This is a genomic window from Canibacter zhoujuaniae, from assembly GCF_011752005.1.
Lineage (GTDB): Bacteria > Actinomycetota > Actinomycetes > Actinomycetales > Microbacteriaceae > Canibacter > Canibacter zhoujuaniae.
In genome coordinates this window covers 1-25582 of record NZ_JAAIJZ010000003.1, presented here as the reverse complement: position 1 = coordinate 25582, position 25582 = coordinate 1, and the positions used below count along the sequence as shown (strand labels likewise).

Annotated in this window: 23 protein-coding genes and 3 tRNA genes; 17 read left to right on the top strand and 9 right to left on the bottom strand. The window is 54.8% G+C overall.

Annotated elements, in window-relative coordinates:
* The first annotated feature begins 78 nt into the window (after positions 1–78).
* On the top strand, positions 79–1839 hold the full coding sequence (locus HCR00_RS05605) for an ABC transporter ATP-binding protein (RefSeq protein WP_243854569.1): 1761 nt from the start codon (positions 79–81) through the stop codon (positions 1837–1839).
* Positions 1832–3637 carry an ABC transporter ATP-binding protein gene (locus HCR00_RS05600; RefSeq protein ID WP_167143547.1) on the top strand — a complete coding sequence of 602 codons (1806 nt, stop codon included), beginning with the start codon at positions 1832–1834 and terminating at the stop codon, positions 3635–3637. Before HCR00_RS05605 ends, HCR00_RS05600 begins: the two co-directional genes overlap by 8 nt.
* Here the strand turns inward: HCR00_RS05600 and purQ are convergent.
* The 3 genes from purQ to HCR00_RS05585 are packed head-to-tail and all read right to left on the bottom strand — an operon-like array spanning position 3634 to position 5521.
* Entirely contained in the window at positions 3634–4329 is a 696-nt protein-coding gene (gene purQ, locus HCR00_RS05595) for a phosphoribosylformylglycinamidine synthase subunit PurQ (RefSeq protein WP_167143544.1), read from the bottom strand. The genes HCR00_RS05600 and purQ overlap by 4 nt on opposite strands.
* A complete protein-coding gene (locus tag HCR00_RS05590; protein ID WP_166987021.1) occupies positions 4329–4580 on the bottom strand; it encodes a phosphoribosylformylglycinamidine synthase subunit PurS in 252 nt (83 codons plus the stop codon). Before HCR00_RS05590 ends, purQ begins: the two co-directional genes overlap by 1 nt.
* Before the next feature lie 50 nt (positions 4581–4630).
* Positions 4631–5521 carry a phosphoribosylaminoimidazolesuccinocarboxamide synthase gene (locus HCR00_RS05585; protein WP_167143541.1) on the bottom strand — a complete coding sequence of 297 codons (891 nt, stop codon included), beginning with the start codon at positions 5519–5521 and terminating at the stop codon, positions 4631–4633.
* A gap of 41 nt (positions 5522–5562) precedes the next feature.
* Between HCR00_RS05585 and HCR00_RS05580 the strand changes: the two genes are divergently transcribed.
* Positions 5563–6525 (top strand): SRPBCC family protein, encoded by a 963-nt coding sequence (locus HCR00_RS05580; protein ID WP_167143538.1) that lies wholly within the window; start codon positions 5563–5565, stop codon positions 6523–6525.
* Between the two features lie 75 nt (positions 6526–6600).
* On the opposite strand, the gene HCR00_RS05575 is transcribed toward HCR00_RS05580, so the two are convergent.
* Together HCR00_RS05575 and purD are read right to left on the bottom strand one after the other, a co-directional pair.
* The gene (locus HCR00_RS05575; protein WP_167143535.1) at positions 6601–6990 is read right to left on the bottom strand and encodes a hypothetical protein; all 390 of its coding nucleotides are present in this window, start codon (positions 6988–6990) and stop codon (positions 6601–6603) included.
* Between the two features lie 190 nt (positions 6991–7180).
* Positions 7181–8428: a phosphoribosylamine--glycine ligase gene (gene purD, locus HCR00_RS05570; protein WP_167143532.1), complete on the bottom strand. Its 1248-nt coding sequence runs from the start codon at positions 8426–8428 to the stop codon at positions 7181–7183.
* Between the two features lie 23 nt (positions 8429–8451).
* On the opposite strand from purD, the gene HCR00_RS05565 reads away from it, so the two are divergent.
* From HCR00_RS05565 to tatA, 3 genes are all read left to right on the top strand, one after another.
* A complete protein-coding gene (locus HCR00_RS05565; protein WP_167143529.1) occupies positions 8452–8832 on the top strand; it encodes a sterol carrier family protein in 381 nt (126 codons plus the stop codon).
* A 32-nt stretch (positions 8833–8864) separates the two neighbouring features.
* Positions 8865–9266, top strand: a complete 402-nt coding sequence (locus HCR00_RS05560; RefSeq protein WP_167143526.1) for a hypothetical protein — start codon at positions 8865–8867, stop codon at positions 9264–9266.
* Positions 9267–9328: 62 nt separating this feature from the next.
* Complete coding sequence (gene tatA / locus HCR00_RS05555; protein WP_166987043.1) at positions 9329–9592, top strand: twin-arginine translocase TatA/TatE family subunit; 264 nt, start codon at positions 9329–9331, stop codon at positions 9590–9592.
* A 70-nt stretch (positions 9593–9662) separates the two neighbouring features.
* Here tatA and purF read toward each other — a convergent pair whose 3' ends face one another.
* Positions 9663–11126, bottom strand: a complete 1464-nt coding sequence (purF, locus tag HCR00_RS05550) for an amidophosphoribosyltransferase (protein ID WP_167143523.1) — start codon at positions 11124–11126, stop codon at positions 9663–9665.
* 154 nt (positions 11127–11280) lie between these two features.
* Here purF and purM point away from each other — a divergent pair, with 154 nt between their 5' ends.
* On the top strand, positions 11281–12381 hold the full coding sequence (purM, locus tag HCR00_RS05545) for a phosphoribosylformylglycinamidine cyclo-ligase (RefSeq protein ID WP_167143520.1): 1101 nt from the start codon (positions 11281–11283) through the stop codon (positions 12379–12381).
* Positions 12382–12496: 115 nt separating this feature from the next.
* Here the strand turns inward: purM and HCR00_RS05540 are convergent, their stop codons facing one another.
* Positions 12497–12691 carry a DUF3073 domain-containing protein gene (locus HCR00_RS05540; protein WP_166987051.1) on the bottom strand — a complete coding sequence of 65 codons (195 nt, stop codon included), beginning with the start codon at positions 12689–12691 and terminating at the stop codon, positions 12497–12499.
* 149 nt (positions 12692–12840) lie between these two features.
* Here HCR00_RS05540 and HCR00_RS05535 point away from each other — a divergent pair, with 149 nt between their 5' ends.
* From HCR00_RS05535 to pip, 4 genes are all read left to right on the top strand, one after another.
* The gene (locus tag HCR00_RS05535) at positions 12841–13458 is read left to right on the top strand and encodes a hypothetical protein (protein ID WP_167143517.1); all 618 of its coding nucleotides are present in this window, start codon (positions 12841–12843) and stop codon (positions 13456–13458) included.
* Between the two features lie 217 nt (positions 13459–13675).
* Positions 13676–15451 carry a DEAD/DEAH box helicase gene (locus tag HCR00_RS05530; protein ID WP_167143514.1) on the top strand — a complete coding sequence of 592 codons (1776 nt, stop codon included), beginning with the start codon at positions 13676–13678 and terminating at the stop codon, positions 15449–15451.
* A gap of 247 nt (positions 15452–15698) precedes the next feature.
* Entirely contained in the window at positions 15699–17723 is a 2025-nt protein-coding gene (locus tag HCR00_RS05525; protein WP_167143511.1) for an acyl-CoA dehydrogenase family protein, read from the top strand.
* 9 nt (positions 17724–17732) lie between these two features.
* Positions 17733–18704, top strand: a complete 972-nt coding sequence (pip, locus tag HCR00_RS05520; RefSeq protein WP_167143508.1) for a prolyl aminopeptidase — start codon at positions 17733–17735, stop codon at positions 18702–18704.
* 41 nt (positions 18705–18745) lie between these two features.
* Here the strand turns inward: pip and HCR00_RS05515 are convergent, their stop codons facing one another.
* Both HCR00_RS05515 and HCR00_RS05510 read right to left on the bottom strand, forming a co-directional pair.
* Positions 18746–19654 (bottom strand): hypothetical protein, encoded by a 909-nt coding sequence (locus HCR00_RS05515; RefSeq protein WP_167143505.1) that lies wholly within the window; start codon positions 19652–19654, stop codon positions 18746–18748.
* A 29-nt stretch (positions 19655–19683) separates the two neighbouring features.
* The gene (locus tag HCR00_RS05510; RefSeq protein WP_243854567.1) at positions 19684–20412 is read right to left on the bottom strand and encodes a VIT1/CCC1 transporter family protein; all 729 of its coding nucleotides are present in this window, start codon (positions 20410–20412) and stop codon (positions 19684–19686) included.
* 210 nt (positions 20413–20622) lie between these two features.
* On the opposite strand from HCR00_RS05510, the gene HCR00_RS05505 reads away from it, so the two are divergent.
* The 6 genes from HCR00_RS05505 to tyrS all read left to right on the top strand — a co-directional run bounded on the left by HCR00_RS05505 (position 20623) and on the right by tyrS (position 25397).
* Positions 20623–22134: a leucyl aminopeptidase family protein gene (locus tag HCR00_RS05505; RefSeq protein ID WP_167143502.1), complete on the top strand. Its 1512-nt coding sequence runs from the start codon at positions 20623–20625 to the stop codon at positions 22132–22134.
* A gap of 77 nt (positions 22135–22211) precedes the next feature.
* Entirely contained in the window at positions 22212–23522 is a 1311-nt protein-coding gene (locus HCR00_RS05500; RefSeq protein ID WP_167143499.1) for a M18 family aminopeptidase, read from the top strand.
* Positions 23523–23677: 155 nt separating this feature from the next.
* Positions 23678–23753: transfer RNA gene (locus tag HCR00_RS05495), tRNA-Glu, on the top strand.
* A 22-nt stretch (positions 23754–23775) separates the two neighbouring features.
* A tRNA-Asp gene (locus HCR00_RS05490) sits at positions 23776–23849 on the top strand.
* A gap of 72 nt (positions 23850–23921) precedes the next feature.
* Positions 23922–23994, top strand: a tRNA-Phe gene (locus HCR00_RS05485).
* Between the two features lie 95 nt (positions 23995–24089).
* Complete coding sequence (gene tyrS, locus HCR00_RS05480) at positions 24090–25397, top strand: tyrosine--tRNA ligase (protein WP_167143496.1); 1308 nt, start codon at positions 24090–24092, stop codon at positions 25395–25397.
* Positions 25398–25582 lie beyond the last annotated feature (185 nt).

The following is a 25582-nucleotide window of genomic DNA, read 5'->3' as shown; positions in this document are numbered from 1 at the left end:
GAACTTATCGTGTTGCAGCGACTGCGCCCGTTAAATGCCCCTGACTGAGGGGGTTCTACCCGGTGCTAAGATAGCCAAGTGTCTTTACTCTGGTTGATTCGGAGCCATATCGGCCCGCAGAAGTGGTGGCTTCTGGCCGCGGTCTTGCTGCAACTAGTGGGCACTGTTGCTGGGTTGCAAGTGCCTGCGCTCAGCGGTCGTGTAATTGACGAAGCCGTCGCGCAGGGGGATACTGACGCACTGCTCCATTTAAGCGGTTTGATGGGGGCAGCATCCCTAACTCAGATCGTGCTTACGATAGCCTCCATGTATTGCGGTATACGTGTTGTGGAGGGCATCGCGCTGAACGCACGTGCCGGGCTTTTTCAAAAAATTTTGCAGCTGGATACTGCGCTGGTGACAGAGATTGGTGCAAGCACACTTCTCACTCGCGCAACAACCGACTCCAAAGCTGCGCTGCGCTTAGTGCTTTTTGGTATACGTGTCCTTATTTCAACACCAATCATGGTGGTTGGTGCATCAATTCTTGCGGCGCGTGAAGACCCCGGCATGATGTGGATCGTATTGACTATGACAGTCATCCTCACACTGTTTATCTGGGGTGCAGTGCGTTATGTGATTCCGCTGATGGTCGAGCGACGCAAACTGACAGACAAAATTGCGCGCATTGTGCGTGAGCAGATTATCGGTGTGCGTGTTTTGCGGGCGTTCACTCGGGAAAAATTTGAGGAAGCCCGATACGCCGAAACCAACGATGTGCTGACTGGCCGTATTTATAAGGTCGATATATTTTTCGGATTCTTTTTCCCGTTACTCAATCTGTTCACCTGGATCGCAAGCATTGCTGTCATGTATCTTGGGGCGATACGAGTTGACGCAGGGGCAATCGAAGTTGGATCGTTAACCGCTATAGTGCAGTACATTTCGCAAATTATGGTGGCAATTATGATTGCTTCTTTTGCGATTATGGAGATACCTGAGGCGGAGGTTTCGGCAGGCCGTATACGCGAGATCTTTAATTTTAAAGCGCGTGTTAGTTTTCCGGCAGTTGGATCGCAGCAGCTTTCCGCTGCCGATGAGAGCGGGGTTGACAGCGGTGCGCAGCTTGAGTTTGACGGTGTCACTTACCGTTTTGAGGATGCGGAAATTCCTGTTTTAGAGGATATTAGTTTCACCGTCCCGGCTGGTACCACGACTGCGATTGTGGGATCAACGGGCGCCGGAAAATCGACGCTCTTAAATCTTGTATTACGCAGTTTTGATCCGGTTTCAGGAGAAGTTCGGATCGACGGGCGCGATTTGGCAGACTATTCACGGCATGAACTCAGCGCTATGACTGCTGTTGTGCCGCAGAAACCGTACTTGTTCAACGGAACAATCGCTTCAAACCTGCGGTTCGGTGCGCCACACGCCAGCGATGAAGAGCTGTGGGCTGCGCTTGAGGTGGCGCAGGCAGCGGATTTTGTGCGCGCTAAAAACAAACAGCTTGATGCGCCGATCTCACAGGGCGGAACAAATGTTTCTGGTGGCCAGCGTCAACGGCTAGCAATTGCGCGTGCACTTTTGGCACGTCCGCGCATCTACTTATTTGATGATTCGTTCTCTGCACTTGATGTTGCAACCGATGCGCGCTTGCGTGCGGCTCTGCCCGGTTGGACTGCGGGTGCGACGGTGCTTATTGTCGCCCAGCGCATTGCGACCGTGCTTGAAGCCGACCAGATCCTGGTGCTCGATGAAGGTCGCTTAGTGGGAGCCGGCACACATTCCGAGCTGCTTACAAGCAACACCGTGTATCAGGAAATAGTTCGTTCGCAGGGAGGAGTCAGCGCTAATGGCTGAGGTGTTTAACCAGCGTGAGACCCGCGCATTTTGGCCCTCTCTCTGGAACATGTTTAAGCTGCTCAAGATTGAACGAAAATGGCTCGTCAGCTACCTTCTAATGCAGCTGTTGTGGGCGGTGCTGGCTGTTTTGGCTCCGATTCTGCTCGGTGTTATGACAGATGCGATAGTTGATGGTGCGGGCAGCTCGGACGGTATCGACTTTGTAATAATGGGGCGCCTTGCTGCGTTACTTGCAGCAACCTGGATTTTGTGTTTTGCGATCGAAGCAGGTGCTTCTTGTATATTTGCGAGAATACTCTACCGGGTGATGCATCGCTTGCGTCGTGAGACTGAAGAGAAACTGCATCGTCTGCCGTTGAACTTTTTTGACTCACGCAAACGAGGCGACATGCTAGCCCGGCTTACCAATGACCTCGACAATATACACGACGGTATGTTTGCTGCTGCCTTTGACTGTTTTCACGGGCTGGCGCTTCTAACTGTGCTGACAGTCGTCATGTTCGTGCTGTCATGGCCACTGGCAATCGTGACATTTATTGCGCTGCCGTTGCATGTGCTGCTTGTGAGCACAGTAGGCCGTTTGTCGCAGCGTAAATACGGTGAGATGATGCGGGTTACCGGTGAGTTGAACGGGCAGCTCGAAGAGATGATTTCAGGACATGAACTGGTGCGTGCTTTCGGTCGCGAACAAGAAATGACGACACAGTTCACTTCTGTTAACCACCAACTGTACGCGACATCAGTCGGCGCGCAGACGCTGTCAGCAATGATGATGCCGCTATCTCGCGGCATCGGATTCTTAATTTTTGCGCTCACCGCTTTCCTCGGTGGTTATCTGGTCATTTCAGACGTGATCACAGTTGGGCTCGTGGTGATGTTCATGAACTTCTCGCTACGTTTCTCTGAACCGCTTCTTGAAATAGTGGGCATGATTCCGAGGTTGCAGTCTGCGGTCGCGTCTAGTGAGCGTATTTTTGAGCTGCTTGATAGTGACGAAATACAGCCAGAGACGGCAGCCCAGACACTGCCTGACAACGCTACAGGGCACATTCGTTTTGAATCGGTTAGTTTCTCCTATGATCCTGAAACACCACTAATCACCGATCTTAATCTTGAGGTGCGGCCGGGTGAAACTGTTGCTATCGTGGGGCCAACCGGGGCTGGTAAAACAACGCTTGTAAACCTCATTATGCGTTTTTACGAGCTTGATGGCGGCCGGATCACGATTAACGGCGTAGACATCACACAACTATCACGCACATATCTGCGTGAACGGGTCGGTATGGTGCTGCAGGATGCCTATCTTTTTACCGGCACTGTGCGGGACAACATTCGGTACGGGCGTCTCAACGCAACTGACGCAGAGGTAGAGGCTGCCGCGAAAGCAACAATGGCGGATCACTTTATCCGCTTGCTCCCCAACGGCTACGATACGATGCTCGAAGAAAACGGTGCGCAGCTGTCAGTCGGGGAGCGGCAGCTGCTGACAATCGCGCGTGCCTTTATTGCGGATCCGGCGATCTTGATCTTGGACGAGGCAACTAGCTCGGTTGATACTCGTACTGAGCTGTTGGTGCAGGAAGCAATGAATCGTTTGCGTCAGGGGCGCACATCATTCGTCATTGCGCACCGTCTGTCAACCATCCGTGATGCTGAAATGATTGTCATGATGGAGCACGGCCGAGTGGTTGAGCAGGGGACGCACGCCGAACTCATAGAGCTTAAGGGTGCATATTCTCGACTGCTTGCAGCGCAGTATGCGGCAGCGTTAAGCGAAGAAGAAACCGAAGTCTAAGCTGCAACGAATGAGCGCACAACGCTCTCAAACATGCGCAGTCCGTCGAGACCTGAGCGCATTGCTTCCGGGGTGTCAGGGCCAAAGCCAGGCTCTACCGCGTGTTCAGGGTGCGGCATTAAGCCCACGACATTACCCTGTTCGTTTGTCAGACCTGCGATATCGTTTAGCGAACCGTTCGGATTAACACCCGCGTAGCGGAAGGCAACCAGGCCTTCACCCTCTATATGTTTTAAAGTTTCAGCGTCAGCGATGTAGCCACCGTCACCATTTTTAAGCGGGATGGTGATCTCTTCACCTTTTTTGAATAGTGTCGTCCAAACGGTTTCATTGTTTTCAACAATTAGCTGCTGATCCCGTCGAATAAACTGCTGGTGTGCATTGCGGATCAGACCACCAGGTAGCAGATGCGCTTCAACAAGAATCTGGAACCCGTTACAGATGCCCAACACCGGCATTCCTGAGTTGGCAGCAGAGATAACTTCAGTCATAACTGGCGCAATCGCCGCAATAGCACCCGGACGCAGATAGTCACCATAGCTAAACCCGCCTGGCAGCACAATCGCGTCAACACCCTGTAGATCGTGGTCGCCGTGCCACAGCGGCACTGCTTCAGCGCCGGCGCGACGAACAGCGCGCTGTGCATCACGATCGTCGAGCGAACCGGGGAATGTGACAACTCCAACACGCATTATTCTGCGACCTCAGCTACCGCAACAACGTCTTCAATAACCCCGTTTGACAGCACATCTGCAGCGATCTGCTTTGCTTTTTCAAGAATTTCTGGGGTGACATCACCGTCGACCGTGAGCTCAAAGCGCTTTCCTGCGCGCACGTTAACAAACTCAGTTGCGCCACCGCGCGCAAGTGCGCCCGCAATCGCCTTACCCTGTGGATCAAGCAGCTCCGGCTTTGGCATTACTTCAACAATGATCTTTGCCACGCAATATCTCCTTATAACGCGGTGAGTGATGACACGGTTAATTCTATCGCTTATGAAACAGGAGTTTCGCCCGTCAACCGCTCAAATAGTTCACGATAGCGGGAGACTGTGCGGGTGACAATATCGGCCGGCAAAACCGGCGGTGTGCTCTCTTGCGCGCGATCCCAATTTGCAAGCAGCCAGTTGCGCACAATCTGTTTATCAAAGCTCTCAAGGCGTGCTGCGCCCTCGTTTGCTGCATACACTGCCGCATCCCAGTAGCGGCTGGAGTCGCTTGTGAGCACCTCGTCTGCGATAACAAGCTCACCATTTTGCGGATCGATACCGAACTCAAACTTAGTGTCGGCGAGTATGACCCCCGCCGCCTGAGCTTTCTCACGGGCTATATTAAAAATGCGCAGCGAAGCATCTTGCAACTGTTTTGCGCGATCCGCCCCGATGAGTTCAACAGTTTGTTCGAAGGTGATATTTTCATCGTGTTCACCCTGCGGTGCTTTATAAGCTGGGGTGTAGATTGGCTCGCTGAGCAGGTCGCCGTCCGCTAGCCCACCAGGTAGCTTGATTCCGCAGACTGATCCTGTTGCCTGGTATTCCTGGTACCCGGAGCCGGTGATTGCACCACGCACAACACATTCAATGGGGAGCATTTCGAGTTTTTTTACAACCATTGAACGGTCGCGAACCGCAGCGGGAGCCAGTTCCTGGGCGTCTGGAACCAGATGGTTGGGCATATCAATCTGTTTGAACCACCAGTGTGAGAGCCCGGTTAAAAGTGCACCCTTGCCGGGAATTTCTGGCTCGAGTAAGAAATCAAAGGCGCTAATCCGGTTGCTTGCAACCAGAAGTAGGCGATTGTCAGAGCCATCTGCGGGCACGTAGAGATCCCGCACCTTACCCGAAGCCAAGTGCCGCCAATTTTCAAAGCTTGCATTTAAAGTCACCTTTTAAGTCTGGCACGGGTGGCTAAGGTAATCTAGTTAGCATGAACACAATCGCTCCTGTAGTTGTTCGTGAGACCGTAGCAGCTCCGCGCGCTGAGGTGTGGTGCTTGCTGTCTGATCCCGAAAAGGCAGAGCTGTGGTGCCCTGAGTTGACGTTCACCCCAGGTCGCGAGAATAGGGTCGCGACTGACGAACTGTACGGAACCTTTGACGTTTGGGTTGATGGGCATGTTTTTGGCTGGCGTTGGGCTGACAAAGAGGGGCAGCAGACGGCCGTGCTCTTGACTGTCAGGGCAATGCTTGATGACACCACTGTGACAATCACTGAAAGTGCTTTTGCCGAGGGATCAGAGGGGGAGAAGCGCGCCGCTGCTGCAACTGAGCGTTGGGAGCAGGCGCTGCAAGCTCTCGCTGCGTTAGATATCGCTGACGCGCTCGCTGCACAAAAATCTGACGAGGGCGCTGTGGTTGCTGACGTGGAAAATTCTGATCATGATGAAATTGCTGTGCTTGCAGACGTTGAAAACGAGTCTGCCCCGGAGAATGTCTTAATAGATGAAGGCGGGCCGATTGGCATTCCTGAGGGCGAGCTGGTGACTGCTGATGCTGCAGGTGCAAGCATGGAAGCAGGCCCGGAGGGTGATGTTGAGCTTGCGGCTGAAGTCGCATTTGAAGATGAGGGTGGTGCGCTGGCTGCATCGGATGAAGAAGAACCGGTATCAACTGACGAAGATACTGTTTCTGCAGCAGAAGCTGATGAACCTGTTATGACAGCGGATGCTGACGGCTTTGAAGCTGAGCTTAAAGATGCTGTTGATACTGCAGATCTTGATGAATCTGATGAGATTATTGAAACTGACGCCGTTTCCTTCTTTGAAGAGTTGAGCATGGAAGACGCTGTAACCGATATTCCACAGCCTGATCACGCAGAGACTGAGGTTGACAGCGCTGATGCGCCTGAGGAAGATGACAGGCCAAAAAAACGCCGCTGGTGGCAGTTTTAGATTCAGGCGCCATTCTGTAGATAATTTCAATTTTTACAGAATGGCGCCTGAGTTGTTTAGCGAGGCCTTAATTATTTAAAAGGGGAGGCAATCAGGTATCCACTTGGCTGCCTTTGCTTGGAATTCATCTGTGCCGATCACTTCTATGTCTGGGAATGGGCGGCCCTGGTCGTAGTCGTTGTATATTGTTCCAAATTTAGTGATACCGTTTTCATCTTCTGCACACTGCATAACTATAACCTCAGCACCCTTGGGTAGGAAACTGACATCTCTGGCTACGGGTTCTGCTCCCTCGAAGTAAAACTCGTCGACATCGTAGAATTTTACTTTGTCTTTTCCTAAGTCTTCTATCGGGCTCCAAACACTATTTGTCAGATATCGTGCGACGTAATGATGATTAGCGCAGCCCGTCAGGAAGAGTAATGCGATCGCTGAAATACACGTGAGCCGCTGAAGTTTCATCATTCCACCCTGCACGAAATCCCAGTTGGCTCAAAAGCGCGTACAGATTTAATATGTAGTTTCATAACCTTCCCCTTTGAAAATTATGCCCAATTTGGGTGTATTTAAAATACATCCTTCTCGAGAAAATGTCAAATCGATTGGACGTGTAATTTTCGAGATATCGCGGAAGTGTTATGAGCTATTAAGAAATTTAAGCTTTTGCGGCGATATCGCTGCGGAATTGCCCGCCCGCAAGCCCGAGCTTTGCGATCCCGCTGTAAGCCGCAGAGCGCGCTGCAGAGACATCTGAGCCGCGCCCGACCACTCCGAGCACGCGCCCGCCGGTAGCAGTCCAAACGCCGTCTGCGTCCAGAGCAGTTGCGGCGTGCACGGCGTGTACGTTCGGCACCTGCGCCAGTTTAGCAAGCCCGGTTATCTCACGCCCTGTGGTTACCTCACCCGGGTAGCCTTCGCTTGCAAGCACCACTATGACAGCCGCGTCAGAATTAAACTGCGGTGCAGGCAGATCGGCCAGGCGGCCCTCAGCAGAGGCTAAAAGATACTCGCTGAGCGGGCTTGCCAGGCGGGTGAGGACCACTTGAGTTTCAGGATCACCGAAACGTGCGTTGAATTCAATAACCCGAATTCCCTTTGCGGTCACAATAAGACCGCAGTAGAGCAGCCCCACAAATGGTGTGCCCTGTTTTGCAAGTTGATCGATGGTTGGTTGCGCAACTGTGCGCTGCACATCAGCGACAAAACCCTCAGGCAACCAGTTGAGTGGGGAGTATGCGCCCATCCCTCCGGTATTAGGCCCCTCATCGTTATCGAAGATGCGCTTGAAGTCTTGTGCGGGAGTCAGCGGCTGCACAGTCTTGCCATCAGCGAAGAAAAATAGCGATACTTCTCGGCCGTCGAGAAACTCCTCAACCAAAACCTCACCGTGCGGCGCCCAAGTTTCAACGTGGTCGATCGCCGCCTTAAGATCTTCGGTTACCAACACGCCCTTACCGGCTGCCAGCCCGTCGGCCTTAATGACGTAGGGGGCGCCAGCAAAATCAGCGAGCACCTGTCGCGCATTTGCTGGAGTGATTGGCACCGCACGCCCCGTTGGCACACCCGCCTGCTCCATAACATCTTTTGCAAACGCTTTCGACCCTTCAAGCTGTGCTGCTGCTTGGTCTGGCCCAAACACGGGCACGCCCGCTGCGCGTAATGGGTCTGCTACACCCGCGACCAGCGGCGCCTCAGGGCCAATCACCACAAGGTCAAAGCCTTCTGCTGCAACGAAGTCGCGCACCGCTTCGGGGTCTGTGATATTAAGCTCTGCGCAGCTCGCGCCGGAGGTGGCGATACCTGCGTTGCCGGGTGCACACACAACCTCGTGCGCTCCTTCATTGAGCAAAGAAATAACGATCGCATGTTCACGGGCGCCTGAGCCAAGCACAAGAATTTTCACGCTATCAAGCCTACTATTAAGACGTGGCAAAGAAACGGAAAATTGACCCAGTTGAGGGTCGTAAGGTGCTTGATTCTTATCGCGATCGGATCGCATCTGGTGAGCTTGTGGATCGTTCAACCGTCGCAACCGCAACCCGTTATCTGCTGGAAGAGTTGGCGTTAATTGCGCCCGGAAATAGTGTCGAGGTGCGCGTGCCGCCCTATGGGGCAGTGCAGTGTGTTCCTGGGCCAAAGCATCATCGTGGCACGCCCCCTAACGTAATTGAGCTGTCGCCACACAGCTGGTTTTTGCTCGCCACAGGGCAAAAAACTTGGGCTGAATTGCTTGCTGCAGGTGAGATAAACGCGTCCGGCACTCGCGCAGACCTCTCTAAACTGCTGCCAATTATGACACTGAAATAAGCACACAGCATGGAGTGGAATAATTGGTAACTGTGACTGAAGCACTTGGTGAGACTCAAGAAACACGGCAGCAAACAACGGTGAGGGTTGAGCGTTCGGTGCGCTACAACCGACTGTTACTGCTGGGAACTCTCGCCGGAGCTGTGCTTGGCGCGCTCATCTCTACGCTGTTTCCGGTTGCTGCAGAGGGTAATTACACCGCAGGTCAGATAGCAGGGTTTTCTGCTGTGCTTGGCGGCGCTGTGGGTCTTTTGGTGATGGCGATAGTCGCGTTAATCTTGGGGGCAGCAGCTAAAAATAAGCGAGGCACCGCTGCGGCTGTGCACACAAAAACTGTCATTCCAGGTGCTGACTCGGGGGCAGAAGCTGTTGCTGAGGGCTCTATCTACAATGAGGGTGTTGCGCCAAAACACGGCACCGGCACAGCCAACTAACCGCCCTCCCAGGTGCGTGTGGGATAATTTTTTACAGTCGATTTGATGATGGGGGCTTCTAAATGTTGGTAAGCGGTTTTGTGGGTAACGCACTGAGTGGGTGGCACCTGATTATCATTCTGCTTGTTATTCTGCTGCTTTTTGGTGCACCGAAGCTGCCACAGCTTGCAAAGAGCATCGGACAGTCAGCAAAAATTCTGAAAAAAGAAGTCAGCGACCTGCACGACGATAAGCCTGCCGCGACTAAAGAGAACGAGCGGGTAGATAATGTCAGCGACAGCTCTGTTACTGGCAGCAACACCACCGATTCTGCAGATCAGAAGTAGCGCCTTAGGTCGAAACACCGCAGCGTTTACGGCCTTAAATTTTACTAGTCTCTAACTCGCCCGAGAGTTACTAGCTCGTCTGGTTAGCTTCGAGCCAGTCAAGATACTCTGCTGTTACGCCACCGGTGATGTAGTTGCCGGTGAAGCACGCCTGCTCAAGAGTCGTGAAGCGGTCTTGGCCTTCGAGAATTGCCTCGTTCATGCCCTCAACGGTTTGATAGACCAGTAAATCTGCTCCGATAAACTCGGCAATTTCTTCGTAGGTGCGCCCGTGCGCGATGAGCTCATCACGCGTGGAGATGTTAATACCGTAAACATGTGGCCACACGACAGGTGGCGCTGCTGAGGCGAAAATCACACGTGCTGCACCCGCAGCGCGAGCCATATCTACGATCTCCTTAGAGGTTGTGCCACGCACGATTGAGTCGTCTACGATGCAGACGGTCTTACCCTCAAACTCAACCTCCATCGCGTGCAATTTTTGGCGCACGCTCTTTTTTCGTAGTGCCTGACCCGGCATAATAAAGGTGCGGCCGACGTAGCGGTTCTTAAAAAACCCTTCACGGTATTCGACGCCGAGTTTGCGGGCAACCTGCATTGCCGATGGGCGGGCAGAGTCCGGAATCGGCATAACCACATCGATTTCACTTGGATCGATGTGGCGTGCGATCTCTTCGGCAAGCTTGTCTCCAAGCCGCAGCCGCGCATCATAAACAGAAATTCCGTTCACAACAGAGTCGGGGCGTGACAGATAAACGTACTCGAACGCGCATGGGGCATATTCGGCGGTGCCGTCTGCGCACTGGCGACTCTGTAGCTTGCCCTGCTGATCGATAAAGATCGCCTCGCCAGGTTCAACGTCGCGCACAATCTCAAAACCGCCAGACTCCAGCACGAGCGATTCAGAGGCCACAACCCACTCATCCTGACCGTTTTCGGCGGTGCGACGCCCTAAGATGAGCGGACGAATTCCGTGCGGATCGCGGAATGCTAGGAGGCCGTATCCTGCGATCAGCGCAATTGTTGCATACGAGCCCTCGACTCGTTTGTGCACAATTGAAACAGCGTCGAATACTGCGTCAGCTGTCAATTCTTCTTCAGATGCTGTTTTTTGCAGCTCGTTAGCCAGCACGTTTAGCAGTAGTTCAGTATCGCTGTCAGTGTTCAGGTGGCGACGATCAACACCGCGCAGCGCGGCAGTGAGTTCACGAGTGTTTACAAGATTCCCGTTGTGCACCAGAATGATGCCGTACGGCGCGTTAACGTAAAAAGGCTGCGCCTCTTGCTCGGTTGCGGCAGATCCGCGAGTTGCGTAGCGAACATGGCCGAGCCCGATATTGCCCAGCAGCGACCGCATATCGCGAGTGCGATAAGACTCACGCACCTGCCCCTTGGTTTTAACAATATGCAGGCTGCTGCCATCGACCGTTGCGATGCCTGTCGAGTCTTGGCCGCGGTGCTGCAAAAGTAGCAGACTGTCGTAGATTTGTTGATTTACGGGTTCGCTGGCAACAATGCCGACAATGCCACACATGGGTTGGTGCCGCTCCTAAGCGTGAAGTAACAGTCGCGCAACCGACGCTCGGTTGCGGGTTTCTACAGGTCAAGTTTCGCACATTTTCACTTGTAAACCAAAGGCGTTAGTGCGCCGGCCGATCCGCAAGAATAGAGGGCTGTAGAATCGAGCTGTGAAAGAAAAATCGCTGTACGCTGAGTCTGGTGTAGATACTGCCGCGGGTGATCTCGCGGTTGAACTTATGAAAGAGGCGGTGGCGCGCACGCACGGCCCTGAGGTGCTCGGCGGAGTCGGCGGTTTTGCGGGTCTTTTTGATGCTTCCGCGCTGCTCGGTTACAAGCGGCCGCTGCTGGCCAGCGCAACCGACGGCGTTGGCACTAAGGTTGCGATCGCGCAGGCCATTGATAAACACGACACTATCGGGCAGGATCTGGTCGCGATGATTGTAGATGACATTGTGGTCGTTGGCGCGAAGCCCTTGGCGATGACCGACTACATTTGTGTTGGTAAAACGGTGCCTGAGCGAGTTGCAGACATTGTGCGCGGCATTGCAGAGGCGTGTGCGGCAACAGGTACCGCACTCGTTGGCGGAGAGACCGCTGAACACCCAGGGTTGCTAGGCGAAAATGAATACGATGTTGCGGGCGCTGCTTTCGGCGTTGTTGAGGCTGACGCTGTGCTCGGGCCGGAGCGTGTGCAAGCGGGCGACGTGATTCTCGCCATGGGGGCTTCAGGTTTACACTCAAACGGTTATTCTTTGGTGCGCAAAATTATTGCGGATCGCGGCTTAACCTATGCAGACACCGCTGCTGATCTGGGCACAAGCTATGGTGAAGCGCTGCTTGAGCCGACAAAACTTTACACCGCACAGCTGTTAGCGGCGATTAACGCACACCCGGGTGCAATCCATGCGTTAAGCCACATTACCGGAGGCGGTATTGCAGCAAATATCGCGCGTGTGCTGCCTGTTGGCACTTGGGCTGAAATCGACCGAAGCGCTTGGTCACCGCTGCCGGTGTTCAGGCATCTTGTCGACCTGGCTGATGCAACCCTCGGCGAGGTTGAAGGAGCTTGGAATCTGGGCCTCGGCATGGCGGCTGTGGTTGCCGCTGACCAGGCAGATGCGGTCGCAAACACTTTGCGCGCTGCCGGGCTTGACGTGTGGCGTGTTGCTGAAGTGCAGGCCGGCACACGTGATTTCACCGGCTTTGAAATCGGCGCTAAGGGCGTTAATGGAGGCGCTGTGCGTCTCGTCGGGGAGTACGCCGACTAACCAGCTCTGCCGGATCCACAGCACTATATAGCCTGCCTCTTATCTGCACTAGATGAGAGGCAGGCTAACGCTAGCAGCTTATGATAGTTGCACTGGTGTGCGAGTGCGATCGAGCTTAGTGTTCGTCTTCGTCGCCGTAGTCAGAGTCAACGTTGTATTTTTCAGCGTACTCCGCCCACGGATCTTCCTGCTCAGCGCCGCTTGCGCTGTGCAGCTCCCGCTCGAGCTCTGAGAGATCGGTGCTCGGGCTGTAGTACTTCAGCTGACGAGCTACCTTGGTGTGCTTAGCTTTCTGACGGCCGCGCCCCATGCGAGACCCCCTTACACATCGTGGCCGCGTTTAGACGCAGCAAAACCTAGAAATTAAACGTATGAAAGGCATACTAGCATTATTTCGAGAGGTCGTCTTCCAGATTCAGCGAATTCGCGGTTTTCTGCGTGACGGGTAGACTCTCCTTTATGAGAAAGCGTGCGCTAGTTTGGGTCTTCGGCCTCTCCCTGCTGATCCTGATTATCGCCCTTTCTTTCGTAGTTGTGCCGATTTTAACTCACCAAAACCAGGGGGTTGCCGGGCAAGTCCGCGCGCACCTCGGTGACACTGCGGTTACAGCAAAAGGCGATGATGGGCGCGAACGTACGCTGGCTCTTGCGGGAGTCGACGATGATAGTTTCGACCCCGCAAATCTTGTGCCAGGTCAGACGGTAACTGTGCGCGGTGCGGGGTATGATTCTGCCCGCGGTATTTACGTCAGTTTCTGTAAAGCTCCCGCTTCGCCTGAGCAGAAACCAAGCCCCTGCCTCGGTGAGGTGCCGGCTAGCGCAGATGCGGCCGCTGCTGTGCAGGGTGAGATGCTGTCGTCTGCCTGGGTTTCGGATGATTTTGTCTGGCGCAATTTTGCAACCCACCAATATTCGGATGCGGAAGCTGGAACGTTCACAGTCAAATTGGTTGTTCCTGAAGCTGCCATCGAGGGGCTTGACTGTCGTGTTGAAGCCTGTGTTCTCGCAACCCGCAATGATCACACGGCGGGTGGTGACCGGGTGCAGGATCTGGTAATCCCGGTAGTTATTCACTGATTTTGCGAGAGGTGTGCTACCGTTAGAAGGTTGGCTGCAGCGGCAAGGCACTGTGAAACGCAAGCGGTCAAGAGCTTTCATCGCTGATCGGAAGCACCCCAGACCGGTTTATTTGTTTATTGCGGTTCGGTTCCATTTACCAAATACCTGCAGAGTAGCTAAAGTCGCGCGTGCACTGCGCTTACTTTTGCCATGCTGTGCTATAGAAAGAGCACCAATGTCTCGTAAAGCTAAGCGCGGTTTTAAAGCGCCCAAAAATTATGATCCCAACCGCGGTAAAAAGAAACCGCACCGAAAAGGTTTGTCTGCCAGAGCGGCGACAGAGCGCGGGGAAGGGGCGGATCGCGGCTACTCTCGTGATAAGCGGCGCCCAGAGCGCAATTTAGGTGAACGGCACGATAAAAAACGTGGCTACAGCCAAGATCGGCACTTCGCCGGCGACCGCCGTGACGATCGGGGTGAGGGTCGCCCGCTAGGCCGGCGTGGGGATCGTCGCGACCGCGATTTTGTTCGTGGGGCGCGTGATAATGCTCGCCGTGACGAGGGTCGCGCGTTTGACCGGCGTGAACGTGATTATGATCGCCGGGATGACCGCCGCGACTTTGGTCGTAGGGAAAACCGCAGCGGTGACCGCCGCGACTTCCGCGCAGAGCGCCGTTTTAACGATCGCGCAGAGCGCGGATCCAAAAAATTTGGACGCGATAACGCACGCCAAGGCTTCCAGCCACCGGAAGATATCGTGCTCGAAAAACTTGCGGCGATTGAAACCTCTGCCGCTGATGTTGAGGGTGTGGCCTTTGCCGATCTGGGCTTGGGTGACCGCTTAGTATCCGCGCTAGCCGATATGGGTGCTGTCTCTCCATTCGCAATTCAGGTAGCGACAATCCCGGACGTCATTGCGGGACGTGATGTGCTTGGACGCGGCCGCACAGGGTCTGGTAAAACTATTGCCTTCGGCGCAGGTCTGGTTGAGCGACTGTTACAGCTGAAGAGTGAGGGTCTTTTCGATAATGATCCACGGCCGCCAAAACGTGAGAGAGGAAAGCGCACCCCGATGCAGCAGGGGCGCTTCCCGAAGGCGCTGATCCTCGCGCCAACTAGAGAACTGGCGCTGCAAATTGACCGCACTGTGCAGCCACTCGCGCGTGCCGCCGGTCTCTTCACCACGCAACTTGTTGGCGGGGCGCCGATTGAAAGGCAGCAGCATGCGCTGTTGCGGGGTATCGATATTGCGATCGGCACCCCCGGTCGTGTCGAGGATCTTATCGAGCGTGGCAACCTCAATATCGGTCAGGTTGCAATCGCGGTACTGGATGAGGCCGACCATATGGCAGAGTTGGGCTTTATTGAGCCGGTGCAGCGGATCCTCCGCCAAACTGCGCCGGGTTCACAGAAGCTACTGTTCTCTGCCACCCTAGATGCGCAGGTAACCAAACTCGTGAAAGAGTTTTTGGTGGAGCCGAGCGTGCATGAAGTTGCCGACGAGAAGCAGGGCAGTCTCGATCACCACGTGCTCGTTGTGCTTCGTGAAGATAAGAATGACGTGCTAACCGAGATCATCGAGCAGGGCGGTGATCGCACGATTGTGTTTACGCGCACGCGCGCCTACGCCGAGACCCTGCGAGAGCTTTTTGAAGACTCCGGAATTAGCGCGGTTGATTTGCACGGCAATCTCAGCCAGAGCAGACGAGAGCGCAACCTCAAGCGATTTACAGACGGCAAAGTTGGTGTTTTGGTGGCAACAGATGTCGCTGCTCGTGGCATTCACGTGGATGATGTGAAGCTGGTTGTGCAGGCGGATCCGCCAGACGACTACAAAGCTTACCTGCACCGTTCGGGGCGCACCGGGCGTGCCGGCCGCAACGGCATCGTTGTGACGGTGATCCCGCGCAACCGCCAGAAGCGCACCAGACAACTGTTTGAAAACGCGCAGCTGCGGCCGGAATACTTCGGTGACTTTGCCCCCGGTCAGGCGCAAGACTGGCTGGTTTAAGCCGAGTTTAATTCACGTCACAGAACTATTTAGAAGTGACTGCAGCGTTGGCAGCTGCAGAAGCAAAACGCTAATAGGCTGCCTCAGTTTCGGAAGTTTCCAAAACTGAGGCGGTCTTTTTGTGCGACTCCTACAATGTGGCACCGCAGCATTTCAACTGTGATTGTGAGTGCCGGCAATAGACGGGCGCTAATTGTGCAGAGCCATTAGCCTGACAGTGGATATTTCAGATCTTTAAGGAGCTGTCATGGTCAAAGATGCCGCACAACAGGAAACCCCAAAGATTGACATTGCTATCGTTAGCGATGCGCTGCTCGGCACTTGGAAAAAGGAACGAATTGCCTCCCGCAGCCTGGCAAGCCAAGAGCGTTTTCAAAATACACCGGGCCAGTCGATGCAGGAGCATCGGGAAGACACTCTGAAGCGCCTAGCAATGCTTGTTGAGGAGGGTGCGATTCAGCGTGCTTTTCCAAAGGAGTACGGTGGTGAAGATAACCATGGCGGAAACCTAGCGGCCTTTGCAGAGCTTGTCTTCGCCGATCCTTCCCTCCAAATTAAAAGCGGTGTGCAGTGGGGTCTGTTTGGGTCTGCAATTTTGCACTTAGGCACCAAGCACCATCATGACCTGTGGCTGCGGGATGTGCTCGAATTGAAGATTCCGGGCGCCTTCGCCATGACTGAAATCGGGCACGGTTCAGACGTCGCATCGGTGGCAACAACAGCCACCTATATTCCGGAAACCGAAGAGTTTGAGATTCACACGCCATTCGCCGGTGCCTGGAAAGAATTTCTTGGCAATGCGGCGCTGCACGGCCAGGCTGCGGTTGTTTTTGCCCAACTGATTACCAAGGGCGTGAATCACGGAGTGCATGCCTTCTACGTGCCTATCCGAGATGAGAATCTGCAGCTGTTGCCGGGTGTTGATTCGTTTGATGACGGTTTCAAGGGCGGGTTGAACGGTATTGATAACGGCCGGCTAGCTTTTGATCATGTGCGTATCCCGCGCACTAATCTGCTTAACCGATATGGCGATGTAGACGCTGCTGGTAATTACAGCTCACCTATTGCAAGCCCTGGTCGCCGTTTCTTCACGATGCTTGGCACTCTCGTGCAGGGGCGCGTATCGCTCGACGGCGCTGCAGTTAACGCTATGAAGTTGGGGCTTGCAACCGCTATCACCTACGCCAACGAGCGCCGGCAGTTCCCAGGCGCCGACGGCAAAGAATCGCTGCTGCTCGACTACGGTTTGCATCAGCGACGCCTGTTACCCCGGCTTGCACAGACATTTGCAATGCAGTTTGCGCACGAACGCCTGCTGCACGTTTTCGATGAAGTTTTCTCCGGCAAGAATGACAGCGACGAAAACCGTGAATCTTTAGAAACACTGGCGGCAGCCCTAAAGCCGCTTTCAACATGGGCGGCGCTCGACACCCTGCAGGAAACCCGCGAAGCTTGTGGTGGCGCCGGGTTCATTGCAAAAAACCGCATGGTGACACTGCGCCAGGATCTTGATATTTACGCTACTTTCGAGGGCGATAATCATGTTCTGCTGCAGCTGGTGGGTAAGCGATTGCTCGCCGATTATGCGAAGAGTTTTGCAGACGGCGGGCGTGACGCCATAGTGAATGCGGCAAAAACACAGATTGTCGACAGGCTCAGCCGTTTCGGGCTGCGGCAAGCGGTGCAAGATGTTACCTCACTTGGCCAGACCGCGCGCGCTGTTAATGAACTGCAGGATCCTAATTTCCAGCAGTACCTGCTGACAGATCGGATCGAGACCATGATCTCTGAGATCGCGCAGGCACTGCGGGAGGGGAAGAAAGCTGGGGGAGCTGCCGGTCAGGCCCAAGCCTTCAACGATAACCAAGCGAAGCTTATTGCAGCGGCGCGCGCACACGGCGAGCTACTGCAGTGGGAGTCATTCACCGATGCACTTGCGCAGTTTGAGGGAGACACTCTAACTGTGATGACTTGGTTGCGTGACCTGTTTGCATTTAGCATCGTTGAGCGCGATGCTGCATGGTTCCTGCGTCGTGGGCGGATCTCAGGTGCGCGATATGACGCTATGGAGGCATACGTTACCCGTCTGCTCGGTCGCTTGCGTCTGCAGGCTGACGATCTGGTGAAGACTTTCGGCCTTACTAAGGAGCTCGTGCGTGCTGAGATTTTTACCGGCATCGAAGCTGAACGGCAGGCCGAGGCAATGGCTTATGTTGCCGAAAAGAAGGCTGCCGGTGAGTGGCCGGTTTCAGAGAAGACGCTGAAGAAGTAGACTCGCTGTATGACTGAGAGACGCGCACTGTATCCAGAAATTGAGCCGTACGACCAAGGCATGCTTGAGGTCGGCGACGGTCACCAGATCTACTATGAGCAGGTCGGTAACCCAGACGGCAAACCTGTTGTTGTGTTGCACGGTGGGCCGGGCGGCGGCTGCGTCCCGACAATGCGTCGTTTCTTTAATCCTGAGAAATACCGCATCGTGCTGTTTGATCAGCGCGGCGCGGGCCGCTCACTGCCGCACGCTAGTGAACCGGAAGCTGATCTCAGCACCAACACCACCTGGCATTTGGTGGCTGACATAGAGCGGCTGCGGGAGCACCTCAGCATCGACAAATGGCAGGTTTTCGGCGGATCTTGGGGATCCACGCTCTCTTTGGCTTACGCCGAGACACATCCAACACGTGTCACTGAGCTTGTGTTGCGCGGGATCTTTACACTGCGCCGCAGTGAGCTCGAATGGTTTTACCAGGAGGGTGCATCCCATCTGTTCCCGGATGTTTGGGAGGAGTATCTCGCACAGATTCCGGAGGCAGAAAGAGGCGATTTGATCGCCGCCTACAATAGGCGGTTGTTTGATCCGAACCCTGAGGTGCACGTACCGGCTGGTGTTGCCTGGAGTGTGTGGGAAACCTCGACCGTGAAATTGTTTATGGATGAGGCAGATATCGCCGCTACCCGGAAAGATGAGAAGTGGTCTGTGGCGTTTGCGCGCATCGAGAATCACTACTTCATCAATGGCGGTTGGTTTGAAGACGGTCAGCTTATTAGAGACGCGCACAAACTTGCGAATATTCCAACCGCGATAGTGCAGGGGCGATACGATGTCTGCACCCCACCACGCACCGCTTGGGATTTATACGCGCAGCTTCCGCACGCTGATTTCACAATGGTTCCCGACGCTGGACATGCGTCAACCGAACCGGGAATTATCGACGCTCTGGTGCGCGCAACCGATAAGTTTGCACAGCAATAATTTTTTAAAGCGCTGCAGTTAATGTGCGCTAGCAGGGTGATTTAGCGTCGTTTTTTCCGTCTGGCCGATCTTGGTGAGTGATTACTGCGGTGACCCCGATTTTTGCTGCTAGCAAGCTGTGCGCCACGCGAGTTTGGCGGCGGTTGCTGCTTCCTGCGACGCTGCCCGCCTGTTTTGCGCTGTGCTTCGTGTGCGTCCGCTGCGATCTGCGCGGGTGATTCTTGCGAGTTAGTGCTGGGGCGGGAGGTGTCTCTGGCGCTAGCAGTACCGCGTCCGCGCAGCACTCCGATGAGATCCTGCACCGTCGCACGATTGTGCTTGCTGAGCCAAACTGCGAATATTGCGTAGCTGCTTATTTTGATAGCGGAATTAATCGGCACAACCTTATGCTGTTTTTTGTTTGCGACGTTGCGTGCAAGTGGGAGGGGGAGCACAGCCTCACCAACACCGGTTGCGACAAGCTCAGCTAAAGCGGCAGCGTCAACCGGAAGCCAGCTAGCGTCGTGCCACGGTTCTGCGATGGGCCAGTCGTTTCTGTGCAGTTTGTGGTCGAGAAGTCTTGCATCTTGCAACTCGGCAATAGTTGTGACGCCCGAGAGAATCGCGAAGAGGGAGTCTGTGGCGGTTAAAACAGCGTTTGCCTCGGTGTACAGCCGCACAGCTTGCAGCTCACCCAGCGTATGTTCACTGGGGGGCAGCGTCTCGGGTGCCCGGACAAGAGCCACACCGCCACGGTTTAACACTTCTGTGAGGGTGAGGGTCTGCTCGTCGCTAAAAACGGCATCTGGGCTGTAGACATCAAGATCAAGGGGGTGCGGCTCAAGCGGAATTGGATATTCTGCTTGCTGCCAGCGGCGTACCCATTTTGCGGGTGCAGTGCCGCGACAGAAACCCAGTATTAGCGATCGTGAGTGACTCGCTCCTGCCTCGAGCACGGCATCTTTCTGCATACGGTCAAGACTAGCGCGGAACAGCTGTTTTAGCCGGCTGTGCTGACATCGAAAATCATTCCGATCGCGTATGTCACCCCTACCGCGATTCCACCTAGCAGAAGCTGGCGGAGCGCCCCTCTGAAAAGATTTCTCTTCGCAAAATGCGCAGAAAATGCGCCTGTAACGCACAGTCCAATAGCGCCGAGAATCAGACCCCAGACCAGCGTGCCAAAGCCGAAAATATAAGGCAGTATCGGAATGATCGCACCCGCACTGAATGAAAAGAAGGAAGAGAATGCAGCAACCCACGGGGAGTTGCGATCTTCAACAGTAAGACCGAGTTCGTGCGCGAGATGCACTTGCAGCGCCTTATCCTGGTTTCGGTGCACCTCTTTAGCCGCGATCTGCGCGGTTTGGGCGCTCATTCCGAGACCGACAAACTCCTGTGCCAGTTCCATCTCTTCGCCGGTCGGGTTTCGTTTGAGGGCTGCCGCTTCAACCGCAACCTCCTTGTCGAGCTGCTCGTTAGCGGCCCGCACAGATGTGTACTCTCCGAGCGCCATGGAAACCGACCCGGCTAGGAGGCCGGCGGTGCCTGTTACCAGCACAACGTGTGGCGCGGCGCCGGCTGCGGCGATACCGGCGATTAGACCGATGTTAGAGACCAAACCGTCCATTGCACCAAACACGGCAGCGCGCAACCAGCCATTTTGGATGTTTGCGTGCTTGTGATCGTATTCGTGGGGGTTTGCGAGGTTTACTTCTGTTGTAGCCACCTGTAAAGCCTATGTCTCGCTTGCTTGCCAAGCAAATATTTGGGCTGCAATTAGGCATTGCTTGCCTTAGTTGTGTATCAGCAGCTCAGGTGCTGCTCTCGTAGTGCCTGAACTGTAGGATCCGAAAAAATTTCATACTCACTATAAGTAATTGATACACCAACTTTATTCACTGAGCTGCAATTTAGTGGAACGGTCTAGAGTAGAAGTATGAATGTGATTATCGACGCTGAATTCAATCCCGTTCCATCGCTACAACAAATTGCAAAGGTGCAGCTTGCAAAAACTGCGCCAAAAGCAGCAGCCGTAGCTGTATTCGTGAAGTCTGAAGGTGATCTGCCAGACGCACTAGACCTAACACGTGAACAGCTCGAGCTTGCTGGGTTCGCAGGCAAGAAGAGCGATGCTTTGCTGCTGCCGGGTGAAACTGCCAAGGTGTTAGTTGGCATTAGCAAGGGGTTTAAAACAGCTGCTGAGATCCGCAATGCTGTTGCGTGCTTTACCCGCAACGCAGCTAAATTTTCTGAGCTTGCCGTTGAGCTTGATGCCCTAACCCTGGATGGTGTGCCTGCTCGCGAGGCAGCGCAAGCAGCCGCAGAGGGCGCCCTGCTCGCACGCTATGCCTATGAGCCGCTGAAGAATAAACAAAATCTTGTAGCGCTAGAGACGCTGACACTCATCGGTGAAAACTCTGAGGCTGCAGCAGGAGCCGAGCGTGGAACTATTTTGGCCACCGCCGACCGCTTAGCGCGAGATCTCGGAAACACCCCGCCGCGTCACCTAAACGCTTATAAATTCGCCGAAGTTGCCGAGCGTGTAGGCCCAGAATACGGGCTTGAAGTAGAAGTTTTCGGGCGCGAAGAAATCATTGAAATGGGCCTCGGTGGCCTGCTCGGTGTAAACGCTGGATCGGTGCAGGATCCGCGCCTCATCAAAGTCAGCTATCAGCCAGAGGGAGCAACTGAGCACATCGGCCTGGTGGGTAAGGGCATTATGTATGATTCAGGCGGCATCAGCCTGAAGCCATCAAACGCTTCACACTGCTCCATGAAGATGGACATGATGGGTGCGGCAGCTGTGTTCTCTGCAATGACAGCCCTGAAAGAGCTTGGGGTTAAGACACGAGTCACCGGGTTCCTGATGTGCACCGATAATATGCCCTCCGGCAGCGCCACCAAACTCGGTGACGTGCTGACGATGCGCAACGGTAAGACCGTTGAGGTGCGCAACACCGACGCGGAAGGTCGCCTGGTGCTCGGTGACGGCATCGCGCTCGCAGCAGAGCTAGAGGTCGACGCAATCGTTGACGTCGCGACACTAACGGGTGCTGCGATGATGGCACTCGGCACCCAAACTGCAGCCGTTTTCGCAAATAACGACACCGTTGCCCAGCAGTTACAGGATGCGGGTAAGAAGAGCGATGAGACCCTTTGGAGATTGCCGCTCGACTTGCGTCTAAAGAAGGCAATGAAGTCAAACGTTGCAGACTTTGCAAACATCGGGGCGAACGAAGGCGGCGCGATTACCGCGGCGCTCTTCCTGAATGAATTTGTTGCCGGCACGCCGTGGGGGCACATCGATATAGCAGGGCCGATGGAGTCAAACTCAGACGATCTGTGGCGCTCAGCCGGATCAACCGGTTACGCAACACGACTGCTCGCTGAGTTTGCAGCCGACTTTAAAAAGCCGAGCGGTGACACCGTTGGAACGGAACTCGAGTAAATAAAATACCGCCTGTCTGGGCTCTTGCCTCACCTCCCTGCAAGAGTCCAGGGGTTTATTTAGGAGATTTAAGAGACATGAGCAACGCTGCCCAGATCGATCTTGAAAGCATTTCAACTCGCGACGAATACATAACGGCATTCGCCGACTTTATTGAGGCAAGCCCCACATCTTTTCACGCCGCCGACACTGTCGCGCGCATGCTGAACCGTGCCGGGTTTGAGTGGCTCGATGAGTGCGACTCCTGGGCGCCGTTGGAGGCGGGAGCTGCCGGTTTCACAGTGCGTGACGGCTCGCTAATTGCGTGGCAGGCCGGAAGTTCAGTGACGAAGAATTCCCCATTACGTATTTTTGGGGCGCACACCGACTCACCGGGGTTCGTGGTAAAACCAACACCGGGCAGCTCTGCTGCCGGTTGGCAGCAGCTTAATGTTGAGGTTTACGGCGGCCCGCTCTTAAACTCTTGGCTTGACCGTGATCTAGCGGTTGCCGGGCGAGTGTTTACCAGAGACGGGGAGAAACGGCTGATCCGCACCCCAGCGATTGCCAGAATTCCGCAGCTCGCTGTCCATTTGGATCGGGAGGCTAACAACGGTCTAAAACTGGATCGGCAGGAGCACACTCAGCCGGTGATCGGGGTGGGAGAGGTTGACGCTTTAACCGCGATTGCGACTGCGGCCGGCGTGGCACCCGACGAGCTAGTGAGCTGGGATTTGCAACTCGCCGACACCCAGAAACCGCGCCGGATCGGTGCTAGCAATGAGCTGTTTGCCGCTGGTCGCATGGATAATCTGTCGTCAACCTTTGCGGGTGCCTACGCGCTCGCATCCCTAGCTCAAGCTGAGCACAATGCGATAAACCTGCTTGTGCTGTTTGATCATGAAGAGGTTGGATCGCAGAGCCACTCCGGTGCAAAGGGAACGTTTTTAGAGGATATTATCGTGCGCCTGTACACCGGATTGGGTGCTACCGCTGAGGATCTTCTACGGGTTAAAGCAAACTCGTGGCACGTCTCAGCGGATGCGGGGCATGCAGTGCACCCGAACTATAGCTCAAAGCACGACCCGCACACCAGGCCGTTCGCCGGGAAGGGTGCAATGCTAAAGATTAACGCTAATAGGCGTTACGCAACCGACGGAGCTGGCGCGGCGATGTGGGTGCGAGTGTGTGACGGTGCGGGCGTGCCGCTGCAGCAGTTTGTGGCAAATAATTCTGTGCCGTGCGGCTCCACGATCGGATCGATTGCGGCGGCAAATAACGGTATCCGCACAGTTGATGTTGGCGCGCCGCTGCTGTCAATGCATTCTGCACGTGAGTTGGCGCACGTTGATGATTTGTGGGGGTTAGCGCTTGCTACTGCACAGTTTTATCGTGTGCCGCGCCTGTAGATGAAAGGTTTGCGACCGGCTTTGACCGTCCCGCGACACGCCATGCAGTTTGGCGTGTTTACGGGAAATTGCCCGCTTTTTAGCAGAGTGATTTGCGGGGAGCGCAGAAAGTGTCGTAAGCTTTAACTCGGCGAAGATGACGGTTCAACGCTTTCGGCCCCATCGTCTAGAGGCCTAGGACGTCGCCCTTTCACGGCGGTAACACGGGTTCGAATCCCGTTGGGGTCACCATCTTCTCCTCATAATTTAATACGGCCCTGTGGCGCAGTTGGTTAGCGCGCCGCCCTGTCACGGCGGAGGTCGCGGGTTCAAGTCCCGTCAGGGTCGCAAAGATAGAGAGCCCTTTTCAGATGAGAAGGGTTTCTTTATCTAGAGTGACAAGCTCCGGTGAGTCGCTCAGGCTCTGTAGCTCAGTTGGTAGAGCGTTCGACTGAAAATCGAAAGGTCACCGGATCGATGCCGGTCGGAGCCACAAACACTCCCGTGCAACATCTGTCACGGGAGTTTTTGCTTTTCTGGGCTTACCAGCCACTACCACTGTTGGTGGGACTGAGTAACATAGTGAGCATGACGATAAACACCTCAGCTATCTTGGCAGCGCAATCTAACGACCCATCTTTCGAGTCGATTTATGATGAGCTCGAATGGCGCGGCCTGCTGAGCGTCTCCACAGACCCTGAGGCCTTGCGCAAAGCTCTCACAGAAGAGCAGCTCACCTACTACTGTGGGTTTGATCCGACAGCCGCCAGCCTGCACCTTGGGCACCTTGTGCAGTTGCTGTTTATGCGCCGCCTGCAGTTAGCGGGGCATAAGCCCCTGGGGCTCGTCGGCGGATCCACCGGTCTGATCGGTGATCCGCGCCCAACAGCGGAGCGCACCCTCAACTCGCGGGAGACAGTTGCGGAGTGGGTCGATGCGCTGCGCAGTCAGATTGAACGTTTTTTGAGCTTTGAGGGTGATAACGCTGCCCGCATGGTGAACAATCTTGACTGGATGGCGGATGTTTCTGCGCTCGACTTTTTGCGTGAGATTGGGAAATACTTCCGTGTTGGGGCGATGATCAAGAAAGATGCTGTTGCTGCGCGTCTAGCTAGTGATGAGGGCATCAGCTACACCGAATTCAGTTACCAGATCTTGCAGGCGATTGATTATCTTGAGCTGCACCTGCAGTATGGGTGCACACTGCAGTCGGGTGGGCAGGATCAGTGGGGCAACCTTGTTGGTGGTGTCGATCTTGTGCGACGTGTCACCGGCAACAGCGTGCATGCTGTGGGAACGCCGCTTATCACCAATAGCGACGGCACAAAGTTTGGGAAGAGCGAGGGCAATGCGATCTGGATCGATGCGGCGCTGTGCTCACCGTACGCTTTCTACCAGTTCTGGCTGAATCAGGCTGATGCTGATGTTGTGGATCGCTTAAAGGTTTTCACCTTCCTGACACGCGCGGAAATTGAAGACTATGCGCGACAGGTTGCAGAGGAGCCGTTTAAGCGAGCTGCGCAAAAAAGGCTCGCGTTTGAGGTCACAGCCTTGGTGCACGGCGAGGCAGCGGCGCAGCATGCGGTGGACGCATCTGCGGCACTCTTTGGGTCGGGCAATTACGACGCAGTGCCAGAAGATGTTCTGGCAGAAGCGCTGTCGGGGCTGCCGGAGGTGCGAGGTGACGGAGAGCTCACTGTTGAAGATGCGCTTGTGCAATCCGGTTTGGTGAAATCTCTTTCTGAGGCGCGTCGTGCGATTGCGCAGGGCGGGGCGTCGGTTAACGGTGTGAAGATCACTGCAGAGGGTGAGACTGTTGCCGCCTACGCTGGGGATCGGAAGCTGGCAGTGCTCGGTCGCGGCAAGAAACAGAAGGCGGCTGTCTACCTCGACTAGGCCCAGAAAACCGATGCGACACGCCCGGGTGTTGGTGTTGTTTGCGTGGGGCCGGTCAGGGTGCGTAGAGTAGTCATCTGTTGGCCGAACGTCAGGAAACGGAAACACGGTCAGCGTCTTGGTGGGAAACACTGTTTACACATTTTCTGGCTTTTGTTTGTTGGCTTTTTGTGTTATGGTTGTTT